Genomic DNA, 18,728 nt, shown 5'->3' with positions numbered 1-18,728 from the left:
ATCTATCTAGCGTAGTAAACTTACGTATTTCTTACGGTTTAACTATTTATATCCTTTGTATTTTAAGCCACCCCTTGACTGACTTTTCATCTATCCCGATGCATACTTTTGCTTGCAGAATTGAGAATCAGAAATAAAGGTGGTTCAAAAAACCACCTTTGTGAGTATTTCAGAATTGCAGAGTATGTGGCTGACCATCATCTTGAAAACGTTGCTCTCCAACACCAACAACTTCTATAATCACTTCACGCTGTGGAGGTGTCCATTCTCCCATTCTCGCTCCAATTTCAACTACTGTTTGATTAGATTCAGTAAATACGGTGATATTTGTTAGCGAAAAATTTTTATCTTGATACTTGTTTGTGTGTCCATCATCTTCAAATAGCTGATATTCGTTATTACCAGGCCAAATTCGTAACCGGATTTCGTCGAGTGGGGCTTGATCAACGTATTGCCTGACAGGTTGCATAGGAACGATCGCACCACCACGGACATAGAGTGGCATTCTTTCGAGTGGTGCATGAGCAAGAATGTGAATCGGGCCTTCATAGCGATCGCCACTCCACCAATCATACCAAGTACCGGCAGGTAAGTAGACAGATCGATGCTCAACTCCAGGGCGGTAAATTGGTGCAGCCATCAGCGACGCACCTAGCAATACTTGATCGTAGAGAGTGTAAGTTTTTGGATCGTTAGGGAAATGGTATAATAATGGTCTTAAAATCGGTGCGCCCGTTGTTGTCGCTTCCCAGAAAAGAGTGTAAATGTAGGGAAGTAGTTGATAACGTAGATTAATATATTCTCGACAGATATTTTCAATGCGATCGCCAAATACCCAAGGTTCATGACGAGCAGTAGACATTGCCGAGTGGCCGCGCATCAATGGGTAAAGCATTCCTACCTGCATCCACCGAGCGAATAATTCAGCTGTGGCGTTACCAGCAAACCCGCCAATATCGCAACCTACAAATGCCACACCCGAAAGTCCCATATTGCAAAGCATCGGCAGAGACATTTCTAAATGCTCCCACAACGATTGATTATCCCCCATCCACACAGAAGACCAGCGCTGCACACCAGCATAACCCGATCGCGTCAACACAAACGATCGCTCTGAACTTCGATGCCGCTGCAACCCTTCATAACAAGCTTTAGCCATCATCAACCCATACAAATTATGCACTTCTGTATGAGTCACATCAATTTTAGATTTTGGATTTGCGATTTTGGATTGAAAATTTTCCTCATCTCCCTCATCTCCCTCATCTCCCCCCTGCGGTGCATCTAGCGGAAACCAAATCTTTTCACCATCATCACCGAAAGGGCGATCGTTTATGGCAGGTTCATTCATATCATTCCAAATTCCTGCCACGCCGATATCGGTTAGGCTTTTGTGTAAATCAGCCCACCAGTTACGCACATCAGCACGTAAAAAGTCAGGAAAAACAGCTTTCTCAGGCCAAACGTAGCCGTGGAACAACGCACCATCAGCTTTACGCACAAAATAGTCGTTTTCTATTCCTTGGTCAAAAACATGATAATCGGCTTCTGGTTCATACTTCACACCAGGATCAATAATTGTGACTGTTTTGAAACCATCCTCTGCTAAATCACTGATGAGTTTTGCTGGGTTGGGAAAACGCTGGGGACTCCAAGTAAATACCCGATAGCCCCGCATATAGTCAATATCCAAGTGAATGACATCGCAGGGAATGCGGCGTTGGCGAAATTCCTTTGCTAGTTCCCGCACAACGGTTTCTGATTCGTAACTCCAGCGACATTGGTGATAACCTAGCGCCCATTTCGGCGGTAATGGCATTCTCCCAGTTAACTGAGTGTAAGTCTCCAGGATTTGGGCAGGTTCGGGGCTGTAGATAATGTAATAATCCAATTCACCGCCACGAGTTTCCATTTTCCAAATACCTGGTTGTTCAGCACCGATATCGAACCGACTCCAAAAAGTGGTATTGAAAAAGATGCCATAGCCTACCTGCGGACGCAAAGCCATAAAAAATGGAATTGCTTGGTACATTTCATCAGTAAGTGCATCATAATCTAAGGCATCCGTTGTCCAGTTGGTTTTTACTTCGCTGAGTTTATCCAGCCAGCCTGTGCGTTCACCAAAGCCATAGAAATGTTCATCGGCTGCAATTTGCTTCCATCCCGCAACTGCGCCCATTCGCCAACCCATCCCCATCTCTGCATCTTGGGCAAAGGGGCGATTAGCTTTGTCAAAATAGGTAATGCGACACTTTTCTCGCTGGACGCACACACGAATCTGCGCTGTTTCAATTTCTACCGTTGCTTCAGTTTCCCGCACCGTAAAAGGTATTATTGCCCATTCTGCATCATCCAGTGTTACTGCCCAAGAATGGCGGGGCATAAATTCCCCAGTTGGTGCAAAACGCACGCGGATTAAATTGGCAGCAAGTACGCTGATGGTAAGACGTGAGTCGCCACAGTCAAAATTAATAATATTATTGTCCCAGGTTACAGCTTTTAGATTGCTAACAGTTGTCCAAGGTTGGTTTGTAGTGGGTAGTTTTCCGAAATATTGCGGCATATCAGTTATTCAGCAGGTTAACACTTCTCCGCATTCATGATTACAGAGATACTCAGCCTGAAACTCTTTCTTTCGCTAGAAGTTGGGTGAAAAATTAGCAGATATTTTTGAGCAAGAGTGATTTTTGTAATCACAAAATGTTGTCGTTACAAACATTTACGATAAAAACTGAGTGATAATTTTTGCAATTTCAGCAGCATAGCTATAACCAAACCCATGTCCGCCTTCTTTAATAATTTTGAGTTCTGAACCAAAAATTTTTTTATTTAAAATATTACTATTCACAGGAGGAATTACGAGATCGCTATCTCCAGTAATGATGCGCATACTTCCTCAATGCGTCCGACGGCTTTGCCTGTTGAGTCTAATACTGGTTTACTCAGCAGTAATTCTAGATGAATGTCACGAGTTGTCATTATCTTCCTCCTGGAATTCGGGCGATGATGCGATTAATAATTTTATTGATAATTTCTGGTGAATCCAAAGTCAAAAAAATTAGAGAAGAATCTAACTTCTTTTTATAGGATATTTTTTTGGCAACTTGATCAGAGGCGATCGCTACCCAAGAAAACGTCTACATCGTCACCGGTGATACAGGCATAGGAATGACCCACGGCGCGGCGCGATCGCGGGGATACTCTTAACTGACCTAATTTTAGGGCGAAAGAATATCTGGGCAGAGCTTTATGACCCATCGCCTGCGAAAATTGGTGGAGTAGGTGATTTTGTCTTTGAAAATCTCAACGTTGCTCCCCAGTATTTACAGTAGGTGACACCGGGCGATGTTGATTCCGTCGAAAAAGTTACTCCCGGTACAGGTGCAGTGGTGCGGCATGGTTTGACAAAAGTCGCAGTTTACCGAGACAAAAACGCCAATTTGTACTCACCTCAACTGTATCGTCGCCTGGAATTCCTCAGAAAAGACCTGAGATTACCCGTATCACGGTTCGCGGTTTAATACGCAGAGACAGGTAATCAACAGCCCAGCGATTAATGGACTGACATCAGTGGAAAACAAGTAACAAGTGGAGACCATAGCTTTAGCCTGACTCGAAACAACTATTTGAATTTCTATATCTTTAGGACTTACGCAAAATATCTCTGAAACTCTGATTTCTCCGTGTACTCTGCGCTCTTTGCGGTACCCTTCTCCTGACGGAGACGCTACGCGAACGGGAAGCCACTTCGTGTCTACGTTATTCCGTAACTCGTGCGTAAGTGCTAATCTTGAGACTGGTAAGAGGTCAAATATTCACAAATATTTTGTTGAGTGGGCAAACAGCCCACTTTTTTATTCTCAATCTAGTAAACATACGGGAACTTCTTATGCTGGGTTATGGTCACTTTATTTCACCTTGAACAGCAAGGAGGCTCCCACTGTAAACCGATCAAGCGTAGGCGTAGCCCAACCCAGCCATCGCAGCCGTCTATATCGAATTTAACTTAGCCTAACTCTTCGGCAAGCCGCCGTTCGCATCTAAAGGTGCGTATACTTACTGTTATCCGTTACCAGCTTTTCCCGAATTGTCTTTATATATACAATAATTACACTTTGTTAGTCAGATTAACGCAGACTTAAAACACTTTCAAATCCCGAAAATGGATGTTTGCCCAGAGAAAAATTTCGCGGTAATCAACCAAATATTAGCATAGGTCTTTATATATAAACTAAAAGTTTATGAAAGCTATATCAAACAACACCTAGCGCATTTTTGCAACCAAAAACCTATATACTAGATTAGACTTTGATAAATTTGAGAGTTTTGTTAATTGCAACACCAAAAACTATTAATTTTTAGATGAAATACTAGCGTATCTTATGGTCTATAGTTTTTAAGGTTTAGTCAAAACTATATCCAGTATCATCAAAAAACTGCAAACTTCATGTGGTGCCAAAATCAAGTGGGGAGTGAAAACATGAATTTACGTAGAGATGCATTGCAAATCCTCAAAGAAACTAGCCGAACTTTTTATATCCCAATTAGTCTTTTACCGCCAGGATTGCAAGAAGCAGTAGCATCAGCATATCTGTGTATGCGTGCCATTGATGAAATTGAAGATCATCCCGAACTAGACAACGCTACTAAAGCAAAGCTGTTAAAAACGATTAGCCTGACATTGCAGGCAGGGGTTGATGGCTTCGCAGTAGATGCTTTCTTTGCAGGATTTAGTGGGTATGAGAATACCTTAGAAGAAGTCACTGTGAGGATTAGAGAATGGTCGCTGCTAGCACCAGAGACTATTGCACCTCGAATTTGGGATGCGACTGCTGCAATGGCAGACCGGATGGCTTACTGGGCAGAAAGAAACTGGAAAATTTACACAGAATCTGATTTGGATCGTTATACCTTTGGGGTTGCAGGTGCAGTGGGATTGTTACTTTCTGACTTATGGACTTGGTACGATGGAACCCAAACTAACCGTACCCAGGCAATTGGGTTTGGTCGGGGTTTACAAGCAGTTAATATCCTGCGTAATCATACTGAAGATTTAAAGCGTGGGGTAGACTTTTTCCCAGAGGGTTGGAGTGCAGCAAATATGCAAGAGTATGCGCGGCGCAATCTAGCCCTGGCAGAAGCTTACACCAAAGACCTTCCTACCGGACCTGCCTTAGATTTTTGCCAAATTCCCTTAACCTTGGCTAATGGCACTCTTGACGCTCTTGCTAATGGTAAAGAGAAACTCAGCCGCAGTGATGTTGTTGCACTTATCGAACAGCTGATTAGTGTGAACATGAAAGCCAGCTAATAGTCTGTTAACGAGTAATGGAGATGATTCTAAATTGCCTCCAAATTTGGGCATCCAAAATCCTACAGCGATTGTCTGTAGGGGAGCCAGTTGTCTACTTCGGATCTCTCCAAGTAGAGCAACTGGCGTTGGGCACTGCCCTCCAATACTTTTATAGCAGTGGACAGATAGCTTAGGACATTCGTAAATCCTAAGAGAGCGGCTGTCACAGCTATTTATAGCAGACTTGTCCTAACCATTATGGCAGCCGCTATAAATACCAATTCTCCAAAATAAGACTACAGATACAATCATCGGGAAACCCAGATTAAAGCTGACTTTCTCAATTCCGAATGACATTAGTGGGACTTAGACAAAAAACACCAAGAAAAAAGCCTCAAACCTATATACAGAGAGACTTTCACATCGCTTTGCTTGGTTTATTGATATATCTGGGTTTGAGCCATTTTTGAGCATTTGGTGTATTTCCCTTACCCTGCATGGGTTTGAGGCTTGTTTATCCCTCAAAAATGTTTAAGTGCCGTTAGCGAGTCGAGAGAGCAGCACACTGCCCGTAGCAAGCTTTACAGCTATTTTCAGGCAAATAGACCACGCAGGGGCACAGAAAAAGCTCATGCGTGTCAACTTAATGTGAAAGCCAGTCTATAAGCAGCTTTTAAGATTGTCTCGTTCCCAGTCTCCGACTCTTAATGCATTCCGAGAGGCTCCGCCTCAAGACTTGCGGCAGAGCCGCAACGAGCAGCATTTCCAGCAAGAGGCTGGAAACGAGGTTTGAAAAGGGTTTTGGCTTAAGTTGATACCAATGAGCATTGCTGTGCCCCTACGACAGATGTGGTTCAAATAAATGAAAACTGCTTTCAGAGAAGGTGATTAGGAATTACGGTTTGGTATAAAGTAATCTAGATATTATTTAGCCTGTGTAAGTATAATAAATTATCTTGTTATGGCGATCGCTTTAGGTAATCTGAGTTAAACTTTAGAAACTCTTCAAAGAATTTCCAGCAATAATTACCTGGCAAGAATTGATTAATATCTAAATAATTGAAAGAGAGTATAACAGAAACAGAGTATAACATTCCCCGTGATTATTTGTGCAGCGAGTTGAGAGTGCATGAGCTACTGCTTAAATCCTATCTGTCCCAATCCAGAAAATTTGGTAAATAGCCAAAGGTGTCAGTCTTGTGGCTCGCAACTTCTGTTGCGCGATCGCTATCAGGTGATCAAACCATTAGGTCAGGGTGGCTTTGGAGCAACCTTCTTAGCCAATGATCAAGGCTTACCAGGAGAACCGAGTTGTGTAATCAAACAATTACGCCCATCAGGAAGCGCCCCACACGTTTTAAAGATGGCCAGAGAACTCTTTGACCGAGAAGCCAAAACTCTAGGTAAGATTGGCAATCATCCCCAAGTACCAAGATTGTTAGACTATTTTGAAGATCATGAACAATTTTACTTAGTTCAAGAATACATCAGTGGTGATACCTTGCAGGAGGAGGTCAAACTTAATGGCATCTTGAGCGAAACTGGAGTCAAGCAATTTTTGAGCGAGGTTCTGCCACTGCTGCAATACATCCACGAGCAAAAAGTGATTCACCGTGATATCAAGCCAGCCAACTTAATTCGCCGCACTCAAGATTCCAGAATGGTACTCATCGACTTTGGTGCCGTCAAAGACCAAGTTAGCCAAGCTGCGACAAGTCAATCAGGACAGACAGCATTAACTGCATATGCCATTGGTACTCCTGGTTTTGCACCTCCAGAGCAAATGGCTATGCGTCCAGTCTACGCCAGTGATATCTATGCACTGGGGGTGACATGCATTTATTTATTGACTGGCAAAACTCCTAGAGATTTAGATTACAATCCCAACACTGGCGAGATGATGTGGGATCAACTTGTGCAAGTGAGTGACCACTTGAGCAATGTATTCCGCAAAATGTTAGAGGTGTCTGTACGTAATCGCTATCAGTCAGCAGCAGAAGTTCTCAGAGCATTGGATATAGAACCATATTTAGATAGTTTAGCAAAGGGTTTACTGACTAAATCTGATAATGGATCTAAAGAGCGAACACACAACCACCGGGAAAATTCTGCTGTTTTATCTAACAACCCTTCTGCTGGTGTTAGCGCTGTAGGAGTGGCACAGGTAGCGGCAGCAATTCGCGCTAGACGAGCCAAGGCAGCAGAAGCGGCGGGATTACAGCACGGTTCTGGGATGGCAAAATCAACGACTTTAGCTAACAGCAACAGCAATAGTTCGCAAGCTCAAAATTCTAAAGTTGAGCGGAAGTTAGACACTCAAGGTTTATTAACAGCCTATCTGAAGGGAAGACGGGATTTTGCCCTACACAATTTAAATTTGCTGAACCTGCAAGGTGCTGACTTATCCCAAACAAATTTCCATTCCGCTCAATTACAAAAAACCAATCTCCAGGGGGCTAATCTGCAAAATAGTGACTTTGGCAGAGCCAGTCTGACTCAAGCAAATCTCAAGGATGCTAATTTGAGCAAGGCATACTTTAACCATGCTGATTTAGAAGGGGCAGACCTGCGAGGCGCAGACCTCAGCAATGCTTATCTCAGCAATGCTAACCTCCGAGGAGCAAATCTGTGTGGTGCTAATCTTACGAGTGCCAAAATTTCTGATGAGCAGCTAGCACTAGCAAAAACAAATTGGATGACCATCCGCCCCAATGGTAAACGAGGCTTGTTGTAAGTTGAAAGTTTAGATTTCGGAGCTATGCTATTCAACATATTGATTTCAACAGTACCACTGGCTCGTTTATGAATGGCGATCGCGCCGTTAGTCTGAGATCAAGTTCAAAGATGGCGTCCACGCCAGTGCATTGGGGAGCCAGGCGGTAAGAGCGGGTTTCCCGACTTGAGGCGACTGGCGTCCGGCGAGCCACTCTTGTTACACATGGCGTGCGAATAGAATTCGCTCTGGCTCTAATTTGACACTACTTTTACCTGATTCCAACGAAAAAAGCCATAAAAATGATTGCTGGTCATATAGAAGCAATCATTTCGTTAGGCTTGCTGTAACTCATCAATACTTTGAAAAAGGTGGGTTAGCTGTCTTTGTAACCCACTACAGATTAAAAGTTGCAGATTATTGACACTCTCCGCTCTAAAGAGACGGAGATTCTTAAAACATTACTGTTTTAATATCCTGTTTACACAGGTTCCCAGGCTCACCACGTTTGCACAAACCGTGCGTAGTGATATCTCCTCAAGGTTGTTTCGGGCGTAGACTTTCCCTCAGTCCGGGGGTAGGTTTTTAAATCTTGTACTGATTAAATCATTTTAACATGAGTGAGGCGTAAACACCTTACTCGTGCTTTCATCCCCGCACCTTTAGTACGAAAGGCGCATGCGTTGCAGTTTCTCAGGGGTTTTCAGCATTTCCCTTATCAATCCACATTCCTTATTCTTCTGGCTCTAAATCGTCTTCTTCCTCTTCATCTCCTTCACTGGGTTTAGCTACAGAGTTAGCAGAAACAACAGCGCCTTTATCTAGCTTTTCACGCACCAGTTGCTTAATTTGTTCAGCAAATTCAGGCTTTTCTTCTAAATACTTAATGGCGTTGTCTCGTCCTTGAGAAATGTTGTCGCCATTGTAGCTGTACCAAGCTCCCTTGCGGACAAGCACGCCAGTTTCTTCTGCTAAGTCAACAATACAACCCAAGGTAGAAATACCTTTACCAAAGATAATGTCGAATTCCGCAATCCTAAAAGGCGGCGCTACTTTATTTTTGGCGACTTTGACTTTGACGCGATTACCATATTCATCTGTACCTTTTTTCAAGGTTTGAATTCGGCGAATATCTAAGCGCACCGAAGCGTAAAATTTTAATGCGTTACCGCCAGTTGTGGTTTCTGGGCTACCGTAGGTAACACCGATTTTTTGCCGCAACTGGTTGATGAAAATTACTGTACAACCAGATTTACCAATGTTACCAGTAATTTTACGTAAAGCTTGGCTCATCAACCGCGCTTGTAGACCAACGTGGATATCACCCATATCCCCTTCAATTTCAGCACGGGGAACCAGTGCTGCTACTGAGTCAATTACTACAATATCAACCGCAGCAGAGCGAACAAGCTGATCGACAATTTCTAAAGCTGATTCGCCAGTGTCAGGTTGGGAAATCAGCAAATTATCAATATCTACACCCAATGCCGCAGCATAGGTGGGGTCAAGGGCGTGTTCAGCATCAACAAAGGCAGCAATACCGCCATTTCTTTGCACTTCGGCGAGCGCATGTAGCGCTACTGTAGTCTTCCCGGAACTTTCGGGCCCATAAATTTCAATTACCCGCCCCTTGGGTAAACCACCACCCAATGCTAAATCTAAGGTGAGCGCCCCACTAGAAATCGTCTCCACCCGCATCCGGGTAGCATCGCCCAGGCGCATGATTGCTCCTTTACCAAAAGTGCGCTCAATCTGGTTAAGCACCATAGTCAGTGCTTTTTGCTTGCCAGAAGTATCGGTGTTGATAGCCATTCCTGCCTCTAATGCCTCTAAATATATGGTTTTAAGGAGTGTTGCTTTGGGAGCTTGAGTAGAACAGATATACTATTTTAACCAGAAAATTCTGGAATAGGACTTCTCAAATCAAAAAAAAGGGTGTGACAAGATCGTAACTCGATCGCTACCAAATTAGGGTAGCTCTGCACAATGATACCAACTTGCATTCACAGATAGCTTTTTTTGGCTGGGTAAGCAAGGGATTTTAAAGAAAAAATTATTTAAACAACAGACCTTAAGCAGTGTATATAGTTAGACTGCTTTATTTTGGAGAGATAAAAGCCTAGTACAACGCGGCGCGATCGTTGAACCGTTTAATTTTGCTCACTCACAACATAAACCGCAGTAGTCCCCGGCATTGATAAGTTTAGTAAAGTTAGCGTTCTTGTTGAATCTGGCCTGTTGGCATGGAGACGATATACTGATATAATTTGTAATATAAGTTACACAAATTATCTTAAGCAAACGTGAATAAGTCACAGGCTATTAAGCTACTTGAAAGTGAGGCATGGACAAAAGCAGATGCTATGCGTGCTTTGGAAGTAATTGACTTTAGTACCAATCCTGATGAGATTACGATTCGCAGAGCTATTTCGCCTTTTGCTGGTTCTGAACTAATTAAGCGTCAACGTCTTCAAGCTGCTCAGAAAGGTATAGTAACGAAGAAAACTAAAGAGATTGAGACGAAGCAGCAGGAATATGCTGCCAAAATTGACCAATTTCAGAAATATCCTCAACAGGAAAGAGAAAAATACGAAGTTGAAATTCAAACTTTGTCTCAGAAAAATAATATTTTAGAAGTTGAAATCAAGACAATATATTCTCAAAATAAAAACTTAATAGAAGTAAATGAGCAACTCAAAAAAGACAATAAAGCTCTGAAAAATTTAGTTGATCAAATTAGGCTTAAGCTAGCTATAAATACTAAAAAAATTCTCCAATCTGAAGATAGTGAGATTCGCAAGGCAGTAATTACTTTTTTTAAATGGACGCTGGGCTAAAGGACTGACTCTATGACTAAGAAAAAGGCTAAAAAAAGAAGTTTTAAAGGAATGAGTTATCGTGATGTTCAACGTGCTAACTCAAAAAATCGAAGTAAGCTTCATAAAGAAGACCAAGTTTTAATAAAAGAGGAACGTTATAAAAATATTGGATGGGATAATGTTATTAATCTATCTCAAAAAATAGATGAATTTTTAAATAAATATCATATTGAGGATTTAACCCTTGAGGAATTATTTTTAGAGGTTGATCGGATTGGAAATAAATATCTTACGATTCAAGAAATAGAAAATTTTAATCAAAATTTCTCTAAAGAAGTCAATGAGATTGCAGAAGAAATAGATAAGCAGTTTCCTGATACAGAAATAGAATTTATTGATTTCAGTAAACAGACTAGCAACAGATATCAAAAGAAATCTAATCAAAAGACATATAGAACTGTCAAATTTTAGAGAGGAAGACGGTGAGCCTTAAAGATAAAGAACTTAAAGAATTATTTGAGCTTGCAGACAAAATTGGTAACAAGCGATATCACAGACTAACTCATCAAGATTTTGAAACTTATAGGAAATTCGATTACTGGCGCTATATTAATGGTGATTATGAGTGTGGAACAACTCAAGATAGTAAAGATTGGGTGAGAGAAAATTCCAACTGGTACTGTCCAATTTGTGGATGTCACTACTCTGACAAAGGTGGTAAGACGATAGATCACAAGCTACCCCGGTCACAGTATCCTTGGTTATCAATGGAATTCAATAATTTATGGGTCATTTGCCAGGCTTGTAACAAAGAAAAAGGTGAAATGCATTGGTACAAGTATGAACACTATATATTTGTTCACTATCCGGATCTTTATCTTGCTGTGAAGATGGCACGTCCTAGCCAGTTACTCCAGTCTCTGAAGGATTAAACCAAATACCGTAATCACCTATTGCTTTGGGACTGACAAATAAAAAAACATTCCAAATTTTCTTGTGGGATGGGTGTCCTCACCCGTCCCATATCCAGGGCGGGCTTTCCTGCCCACCCCACAAGATGGATAATTTATTTCTTGTCAGTCCCTTTAATGGGTACTGGAAAATCTCACATTCAATAATGAACACTGTATGACCTTGAGCCAGAATTGAGATGAGAAAATTTATCTGCTAAAATATAGTCAAAATGTCTAAAATAGTCATAATTGCTATGCAGACCTACACTCTGACTGATGCTCGTAACAAACACGGTGAGGTTTTTGATAAGGCTGCTATTGAGCCAGTTCTACTAACCAAGCAATCACGGCCTAGTCATGTGATTATTTCAGCCGAGAGCTACCAAAAATTAATTAATCGGCTGGAAGAATTAGAGGATATGGTTTTTGGTCAAGCAGCTGAAGTTGCTCTGAGTCAGTCCAAAATGATTGGTACAGAGGCTTTTACATCTGCACTAGAGCATTTAGCTAATGGCGAAGCTTGATGGTCTAGCAACTGTTCTTGATCTTCTCAACGGTTTACAGCCTAAAATAGCAGCACAGATTGCAAAAAAGGTTTTGGCTTTGAATGTTGAGCCTTTACCCACTGATAGTAAGCAGCTATCTGGTTATCAGGATTTATATCGAGTTGATAGTGGTGAATATCGGATTGTTTACAGGTATTTTCCCGATCAAGATTTAATAGAAGTGATTTTAGTCGGTAAGCGCAATGATGATGATGTCTACAAAAGATTGAAGCGTTTACTGGGTTAACCTTTGGTTTTCATTAAAATGCTAAAATCGCTCCAGCACAAATGCTTTCAGGCATCTTTGATGACTTTCGACCTTCCCGACTCTCTCATTCTCGATACAGCACTTTCAGTATCTGGATTAACTGACTATATCCGCTTGCTGTTAGAGCAAGATGAACAATTACGGCAAGTTTGGGTAACTGGCGAAGTTTCCAGCGCTAACCACCATCGCAGTGGGTTATTTTTTACGCTACAAGATACCGATCGCACCGCCGGAATTAAGTGTGTGGTATGGAATAGCCAATTGCCAAAACTCGCGCAGATACCCGTTCCCGGTGAGCAGATAATCATTTTGGGCAGCATTCGCGTGTATCCGCAACGGGGAGAGTATCAGTTATCAGTTTGGCAGACTCTACCTGCTGGTGTTGGTTTACAAGCCCTGCGCTATCAACAACTAAAAAATCGCTTGCTGGCTGAGGGGTTGTTCGACACGCAAAGAAAGCGATCGCTCCCAACACACCCCCAAACGATCGCTGTTGTCACTTCACCAACTGCTGCGGCTTGGGGCGATATTCAAAAAACCCTCAAGCAAAGGTATCCAGGTTTACACGTTTTATTTTCTCCGGCTACCGTACAAGGTGAGCAAGCGCCGGAATCTATCGTCAAAGCAATTGAGCGGGTGGAAAAAGATGGACGCGCCGAAGTGCTAATTTTATCGCGGGGTGGTGGAGCTGTTGAAGAGTTGGCTTGTTTTAATGATGAACGAGTGGTGCGATCGCTTGCTAGTTGTTCTATTCCCGTAATTACTGGTATCGGTCATCAACGAGATGAATCTTTGGCAGATTTAGTTGCAGATGCTTGTGTGCATACACCGACTGCGGCGGCGGAAATGGTTGTGCCAGCGCTTTCAGAGTTGTATACTGAGCATCGGGGGCGAGTTCTGGCTTTACATGAGGCGGTGCAGGACTTTAGGGAAAATTCTCTTAATAAACTGCAAGTGTTGCGGAATCGTTTGCGGCGTTTGCGGTTAGATCGACAAGTGCAGCAGGAGGTGGAAAAGTTAGCTTGGAAGCGTCAGCATTTGGTGCAAATTACCACGGGGCGATCGCAGCAAGCAACGCAGCATTTAGAATTATTGCGGCAAAAGTTGGCTAGTCTTGACCCGAAAGCGGTGTTGCAGCGTGGTTATGCGGTGGTTAGGCAAGAAGATGGGGCGATCGCGCGATCGGCGGCGGAGTTAGAAATAGGACAAGATTTGTTCATTCATTTGGGGCGGGGTGGGGTTAAAGTAAAAGTTATGGAAATAAACGAACCGCAGAGGCGCAGAGGACACAGAGAGGTTAATGGTTAAACGTAAGGGTGCTTCTAGTTCTGAGGAAGGTTGGAATTATGAGGCGAAGGTTACTGAAATAGAGGGAATTATTACTCGCATCGAGATGGGTGAGTTGGATTTAGAAGCTGTGTTTGAGCAATTCGCAAGTGCTGTTGAGTATTTGCGTCAGTGCGAAAGTTTTTTGCAGCAGCGACAGCAGCAGGTAGATTTATTGATTGAAACGTTAAGCGATGAGTAAAAGCGAGAGCATACTGGTGAGGTTATTCGGGTTTTATAAGTAATCAAGCGGATATGATATCCCTCTTCTGTCACTTTCCGAGTATTCTGAATAAAAGGATTAAAAGAAAAAACTCTGGAAGGTAAGCAGGGCAATGGATGTAGAATTACAAATCCTAAAACATTTGGCAAGAGATGCCCAGCCAACAGTTGCGATGGTAGATGAATATTGTGCAGAGTATAAAGACCTGTTTAAAGAAGTAAGAAATTATGAGTGCTTCAAATATTTACATCTGGGAATAATGTCCCAAATTCAAAGAAAATCATTACCAGAGATAGCGAAAGTCGTAAGTATTAACTCAGCTCAGTCATTACATCATTTTCTAGCCAATTCAGATTGGTCAGTAAATAAGTTAAAAAAACGAAGATTAAATAGATTGAAGAAAGAATTAGATGGTCAGGCAATTACAGTAGTCATAGATGAAACCGGAGATAGAAAAAAGGTAAAAAGACTGATTATGTGGCTAGACAATATTTGGGAAGCGTGGGGAAGATAGATAATGGGATAGTTTCAGTTAATGCTTATGGAGTTTACTCTAATATAACTTTTCCATTAATTGTAAAAGTATTTAAACCAAAAGGAACACTAAAGGAGTCAGATAAATACAAAACGAAAATAGAGTTAGCATCAGAAATTATTACAGAGCTAATTGAATCAGGGTTTAATATTGAATTAGTACTGGCTGATAGCTTATATGGTGAAAGTAGTCAATTTATTAGAAAAATAGCTGAATATAATTTAGCTTATGTTGTATCAATTAGAAGTAATCATGGAGTATGGTTGCCAGCAGGAGAAAGGGTTAGGGCGAATAAATGGTGTAAATTTGAGAGAACATTTAGCAATCAAAAATCAGAAATTAGATACATTAGGGAAATAATTTATGGTAAAAAAAGAGCCATAACTTACTGGGAAATAACTACTGATCCAGAAACCATGCCAGAAAATTCTACTTCTTTTGTGATGACAAATCTTCAAGGTAATCTCAAGAAAACTTTAGGCGACTTATATGGATTAAGAACCTGGGTAGAATATGGTTTTCGACAGTGTAAACAGGAATTAGGCTGGACAGATTACCGTTTCACCAATTTCCAACATATTGAGAGGTGGTGGGAGATTATTTTTTGTGTTTACACGATGATTAGTTTAAATTCTCCTGCCTTCTTAGGCTTAAATCAATCTCGTCAAATTGAGACTGAGGCAGAAGAAAATAGTGATGTTGATTTTTCTAATCATCCGCAATGGAACCACGAATACGGATGGAAAAATACTTTAAATAATCTGCGTCTAATTATCCAACCACTCTTACTATTTTGGTTGATTTATCCCTGGTTCAGTATTTTTCCTAATTCACACTTATTGCTAGGATTCAATCATTTAATTGCTGCAATGAATCAATTTAAACCTGGTTATGCTTCTGGATAATTTAACTTATTTACTACTTGCTTATTCCGGAAAGTGACAGAAGAGGGATATAGCAATCCGATTTGATTCTTGTTCGCGCAGGGTGGCGTAGCCATAGTTATTTGCGTAGGCAGAGAGTAGGGAATGGGGAATCAGCCCTTTCGAGTTGTACGGAGGTTTTTCAAAAATCAAATAGGAGTCTTATATTAGAGTATGCGTAAACACTTTTTAGCGGCTTTCGGTAGGCATCGCGTTTCAGATATCCAATCCCATACAATCCACGCAGATACACACCTTCAATCAACACCTGTGTTTGCATCGACCTTCAAAAGTACTTCTCGAATAATGGCGGAGCGCTGCCAGGCAGACTGCGCCTCCTCCTTGAATCTTTGTGCTGCCAAGGCTTGATTGCGAGCCTCCATCCTTAAAGCCATGCGATGTGATAGAGAAGCTTTCTCTTCCAATGCCCTGAAAGCGATCCATAGTGCATCCTCCAGCTTATCGGACTGCGTAGCCAGCAAAGTTTCTGCTGAATAAGCATGACCCGTGCGGCACCGGAAGCGCAACAAATTTCCCTCTTCGAGTTCCCAGAGGATACCGCCGCAGTCAGGACAGCCAAAGGTTGATGGTTTACCAGGTCGGTCGCCTTCGTTTTCTACTGCTTCTAAATTCAATTGCGCTATTTCAGTTTCAAACTCCATCTTGCTAGGTACAGGGTTTTCTGGTTCTATTTCCATTGGCCTGTTAACTAAAGCTACTAAAATAGAAGTAATATCTGAAAGTGGTAGGATATGGTCAATATCCTCTACGTTCTCGATCGCATTACGTGGCATATCAGGATACAAAGCATTGTTGGGATTTTGGACAATTGCCACACCGCCCCGCATTTTGACAGCCATTAGTCCCGCCGTGCCGTCGTCAAGCATACCTGTTAGTAGCACAGCAATCACTCGCTGCCTATAGGTTCGCGCTGCACTGCGAAACAATGGATCAATGGCGGGACGACAACGGTTTTCTTTTGCCCCCCGCGTCAAACGCAAATATCCTCGTTCTACCAGTAAGTGATAGTCAGGCGGAGCGACATAAATCCAACCATGAACAATAGCTTCGCCATCCTGAGCATGAGACACTGGCAAGTTGCCAGCACGACTTAATATTTTTGGCAGAACGCTCGTGCCGTGACTTGATACATGAAGAACTATAATCACAGCAGCATTGAGATCGGGCGGCAAATGCTTGACTAGATAAGTCAGCGCCTCAACTCCACCTGCTGATGTTCCAACGACAATAATATTGTATTCAAGCATTAATGTAATGATTTCACCAACATGCCACTGTGGGCAACAAAAGCACATTCATTGCCAGTATTGAGAGTAACGCGGCAAGAAAATTTATTCACCTAGCTTTGAGAGGATTTATTCTTCTTTGAGGAATAGGACTTTAGACGAATGGCACGAAATGCAATTTCGCGTCTCTAAAAAAAAGGGTTTTAAATACTTATCTGCTGAATAAACATCTGATGCTCTACTGAACTTAGCCCTTTCTGCAACACAATCGGGTTTTGTACCATTCCGCGACACGTTAAAAGTTTTTGGAGCCACGATCGCAGGCACGATCAAGCAATATAGAAAAATTCCTTCTAATAACTACTTAGCCTGCAAGGTTAGCGGTAAACGCGAGTTTCCAACTTGTTTTGTTTTTAGTAAACTTCTTGCAAAAGTCTCTTCACGCGGTACAATAACGAAATTTTGCAAGAGGTCTAATCATGAAACCATTTCTTTTTGTAACAGATTTGGATGACACCCTCGTATATCGCACCGTGGGCGATGACAGTGCTTTACCAGAACTAAATCAACTGCTAAAGAGACATCGCCAACAATACGGCACGAAAATTGTTTATTCTACTGGGCGATCGCCTGTACTTTACAAAGAACTCCAAGCTCAAAAAAATCTTTTGCAACCTGATGCCCTTGTCCTTTCTGTGGGTACAGAAATTTACCTAGATGGTAGTGATACTCCAGACTCAGGTTGGTCAGAAATCCTCTCTCCGGGATGGGAACGGGAAACTGTATTATCTATTACTGAAAAATATCCTGAGTTAGTTCAGCAACCAGATTCAGAACAGCGTCCCTTTAAAGTGAGTTTTTTCCTAGAACAAGATTCATCTGTAAATCTTCTCCCACAACTTGAGGCGGAGTTGCAGAAAAATAAATTAAATGTAAAGTTAATCTACAGTAGCGGTATTGACCTTGACATTGTACCCCATAGCAGCGATAAAGGTCAGGCAATGCAGTTTTTGCGCCAAAAGTGGAAATTTGCAGCAGAACAAACAGTTGTATGTGGTGATTCAGGTAATGATATTGCTTTATTTGCTGTAGGCAACGAACGGGGAATCATTGTAGGGAATGCCCGAAAAGAGTTACTCCAATGGCACAACGAGTATCCCTCTGACTATCGCTACTTGGCTTCGTGTTTTTGTGCAGGTGGAATTATCGAAGGTTTGAAATATTTTGGTTTATTAGAATGATTAGTTATCTTAAAGGTCTTGTTGCTGGTATTCAAACAATTGGCGCTAATCGCGTGATTCTGACTCTGGAAGTGAATGGCTTGGGGTATGATTTGCAAGTTCCTCAACGGCTAGCACAGCAATTACCAGAGTCGGGAGGAGTGGCGCAAATTTTTACCCATTTCCAAATTCGGGAAGAAGTGCCATTACTATATGGCTTTGCTTCGCCAGCCGAACGAGATTTATTTCGCCAATTGCTGACTGTTACTGGTATTGGTGCAGCCTTAGCGATCGCACTCTTGGACACTCTGGAACTACCAGATTTAGTTCAAGCAATTATCGCTGGCAATACCCAAATTTTAATTCAGGCTCCCGGTGTCGGCAAGAAAATCGCCGAACGCATCTGTTTGGAACTGAAAAGCAAATTAGTCGAGTGGCGCAAATCAGCCGGGTTCTTCGTCGCCACAGGTGGTCCAGCACCAGGAATTCTCGAAGAAGTGCAAATGACCCTCTTCGCCTTGGGATATACTGCCCATGAGGTCAGTCACGCCCTGCATGTAGTCAGTGAAGACATTGGACTACCCAAAGATGCCTATGTCGAAGATTGGATTAAACAAGCGATCGCTCATCTCAGCAGCGAACAAGTTTAATAGTCATTAGTCA

The 18,728-nt window shown here is 42.0% G+C and carries 18 protein-coding genes and 1 pseudogene; 13 read left to right on the top strand and 6 right to left on the bottom strand.

Annotation, left to right across the window (positions count from 1 at the left end; all coding sequences use genetic code 11):
- Positions 1-169: 169 nt before the first annotated feature.
- From V7L05_RS14245 to V7L05_RS14235, 3 genes are all read right to left on the bottom strand, one after another.
- The gene (locus V7L05_RS14245) at positions 170-2,563 is read right to left on the bottom strand and encodes a glycoside hydrolase family 31 protein (protein WP_335164816.1); all 2,394 of its coding nucleotides are present in this window, start codon (positions 2,561-2,563) and stop codon (positions 170-172) included.
- A 156-nt stretch (positions 2,564-2,719) separates the two neighbouring features.
- Positions 2,720-2,890: an alpha/beta fold hydrolase gene (locus tag V7L05_RS14240; RefSeq protein ID WP_335164815.1), complete on the bottom strand. Its 171-nt coding sequence runs from the start codon at positions 2,888-2,890 to the stop codon at positions 2,720-2,722.
- 218 nt (positions 2,891-3,108) lie between these two features.
- The gene (locus V7L05_RS14235) at positions 3,109-3,258 is read right to left on the bottom strand and encodes a hypothetical protein (RefSeq protein WP_335164814.1); all 150 of its coding nucleotides are present in this window, start codon (positions 3,256-3,258) and stop codon (positions 3,109-3,111) included.
- A 74-nt stretch (positions 3,259-3,332) separates the two neighbouring features.
- Here V7L05_RS14235 and V7L05_RS14230 point away from each other — a divergent pair, with 74 nt between their 5' ends.
- From V7L05_RS14230 to V7L05_RS14220, 3 genes are all read left to right on the top strand, one after another.
- Complete coding sequence (locus V7L05_RS14230; protein WP_335164812.1) at positions 3,333-3,521, top strand: hypothetical protein; 189 nt, start codon at positions 3,333-3,335, stop codon at positions 3,519-3,521.
- 959 nt (positions 3,522-4,480) lie between these two features.
- The gene (locus V7L05_RS14225) at positions 4,481-5,311 is read left to right on the top strand and encodes a phytoene/squalene synthase family protein (protein WP_335164811.1); all 831 of its coding nucleotides are present in this window, start codon (positions 4,481-4,483) and stop codon (positions 5,309-5,311) included.
- Positions 5,312-6,422: 1,111 nt separating this feature from the next.
- A complete protein-coding gene (locus V7L05_RS14220) occupies positions 6,423-8,027 on the top strand; it encodes a serine/threonine-protein kinase (protein WP_335164809.1) in 1,605 nt (534 codons plus the stop codon).
- Positions 8,028-8,058: 31 nt separating this feature from the next.
- Here V7L05_RS14220 and V7L05_RS14215 read toward each other — a convergent pair whose 3' ends face one another.
- On the bottom strand, positions 8,059-8,220 hold the full coding sequence (locus tag V7L05_RS14215; RefSeq protein WP_335164808.1) for a hypothetical protein: 162 nt from the start codon (positions 8,218-8,220) through the stop codon (positions 8,059-8,061).
- A gap of 518 nt (positions 8,221-8,738) precedes the next feature.
- Complete coding sequence (recA, locus tag V7L05_RS14210; protein WP_334953533.1) at positions 8,739-9,818, bottom strand: recombinase RecA; 1,080 nt, start codon at positions 9,816-9,818, stop codon at positions 8,739-8,741.
- A 491-nt stretch (positions 9,819-10,309) separates the two neighbouring features.
- Between recA and V7L05_RS14205 the strand changes: the two genes are divergently transcribed.
- The 8 genes and pseudogenes from V7L05_RS14205 to V7L05_RS14170 all read left to right on the top strand — a co-directional run bounded on the left by V7L05_RS14205 (position 10,310) and on the right by V7L05_RS14170 (position 15,580).
- Positions 10,310-10,843, top strand: a complete 534-nt coding sequence (locus V7L05_RS14205) for a hypothetical protein (protein ID WP_335164806.1) — start codon at positions 10,310-10,312, stop codon at positions 10,841-10,843.
- Positions 10,844-10,855: 12 nt separating this feature from the next.
- Positions 10,856-11,296: a hypothetical protein gene (locus V7L05_RS14200; RefSeq protein WP_335164805.1), complete on the top strand. Its 441-nt coding sequence runs from the start codon at positions 10,856-10,858 to the stop codon at positions 11,294-11,296.
- Between the two features lie 11 nt (positions 11,297-11,307).
- Entirely contained in the window at positions 11,308-11,757 is a 450-nt protein-coding gene (locus V7L05_RS14195; RefSeq protein WP_335164803.1) for an HNH endonuclease, read from the top strand.
- A 251-nt stretch (positions 11,758-12,008) separates the two neighbouring features.
- Positions 12,009-12,302 carry a type II toxin-antitoxin system Phd/YefM family antitoxin gene (locus tag V7L05_RS14190; protein ID WP_335164801.1) on the top strand — a complete coding sequence of 98 codons (294 nt, stop codon included), beginning with the start codon at positions 12,009-12,011 and terminating at the stop codon, positions 12,300-12,302.
- Positions 12,289-12,570, top strand: a complete 282-nt coding sequence (locus V7L05_RS14185; protein ID WP_335164799.1) for a type II toxin-antitoxin system RelE family toxin — start codon at positions 12,289-12,291, stop codon at positions 12,568-12,570. The genes V7L05_RS14190 and V7L05_RS14185 overlap by 14 nt, the downstream gene beginning before the upstream one ends.
- A 60-nt stretch (positions 12,571-12,630) precedes the next feature.
- On the top strand, positions 12,631-13,899 hold the full coding sequence (xseA, locus tag V7L05_RS14180; protein ID WP_335164798.1) for an exodeoxyribonuclease VII large subunit: 1,269 nt from the start codon (positions 12,631-12,633) through the stop codon (positions 13,897-13,899).
- Positions 13,892-14,119, top strand: a complete 228-nt coding sequence (xseB, locus tag V7L05_RS14175) for an exodeoxyribonuclease VII small subunit (protein WP_335164796.1) — start codon at positions 13,892-13,894, stop codon at positions 14,117-14,119. The genes xseA and xseB overlap by 8 nt, the downstream gene beginning before the upstream one ends.
- Before the next feature lie 133 nt (positions 14,120-14,252).
- Positions 14,253-15,580: pseudogene (locus V7L05_RS14170) on the top strand (IS701 family transposase).
- Between the two features lie 275 nt (positions 15,581-15,855).
- Here V7L05_RS14170 and V7L05_RS14165 read toward each other — a convergent pair.
- Entirely contained in the window at positions 15,856-16,866 is a 1,011-nt protein-coding gene (locus V7L05_RS14165; protein WP_335164795.1) for a chemotaxis protein CheB, read from the bottom strand.
- A 458-nt stretch (positions 16,867-17,324) separates the two neighbouring features.
- On the opposite strand from V7L05_RS14165, the gene V7L05_RS14160 reads away from it, so the two are divergent.
- Together V7L05_RS14160 and ruvA are read left to right on the top strand one after the other, a co-directional pair.
- The gene (locus V7L05_RS14160) at positions 17,325-18,086 is read left to right on the top strand and encodes a sucrose-phosphate phosphatase (RefSeq protein ID WP_335164793.1); all 762 of its coding nucleotides are present in this window, start codon (positions 17,325-17,327) and stop codon (positions 18,084-18,086) included.
- Positions 18,083-18,715, top strand: a complete 633-nt coding sequence (gene ruvA, locus V7L05_RS14155; protein WP_335164791.1) for a Holliday junction branch migration protein RuvA — start codon at positions 18,083-18,085, stop codon at positions 18,713-18,715. Before V7L05_RS14160 ends, ruvA begins: the two co-directional genes overlap by 4 nt.
- Positions 18,716-18,728 lie beyond the last annotated feature (13 nt).

It is taken from the genome of Nostoc sp. (assembly GCF_036917755.1).
GTDB lineage: Bacteria > Cyanobacteriota > Cyanobacteriia > Cyanobacteriales > Nostocaceae > Nostoc.
The sequence above is the reverse complement of the archived record's forward strand: the minus strand, read 5'-3'. Positions and strand labels throughout refer to the sequence as shown.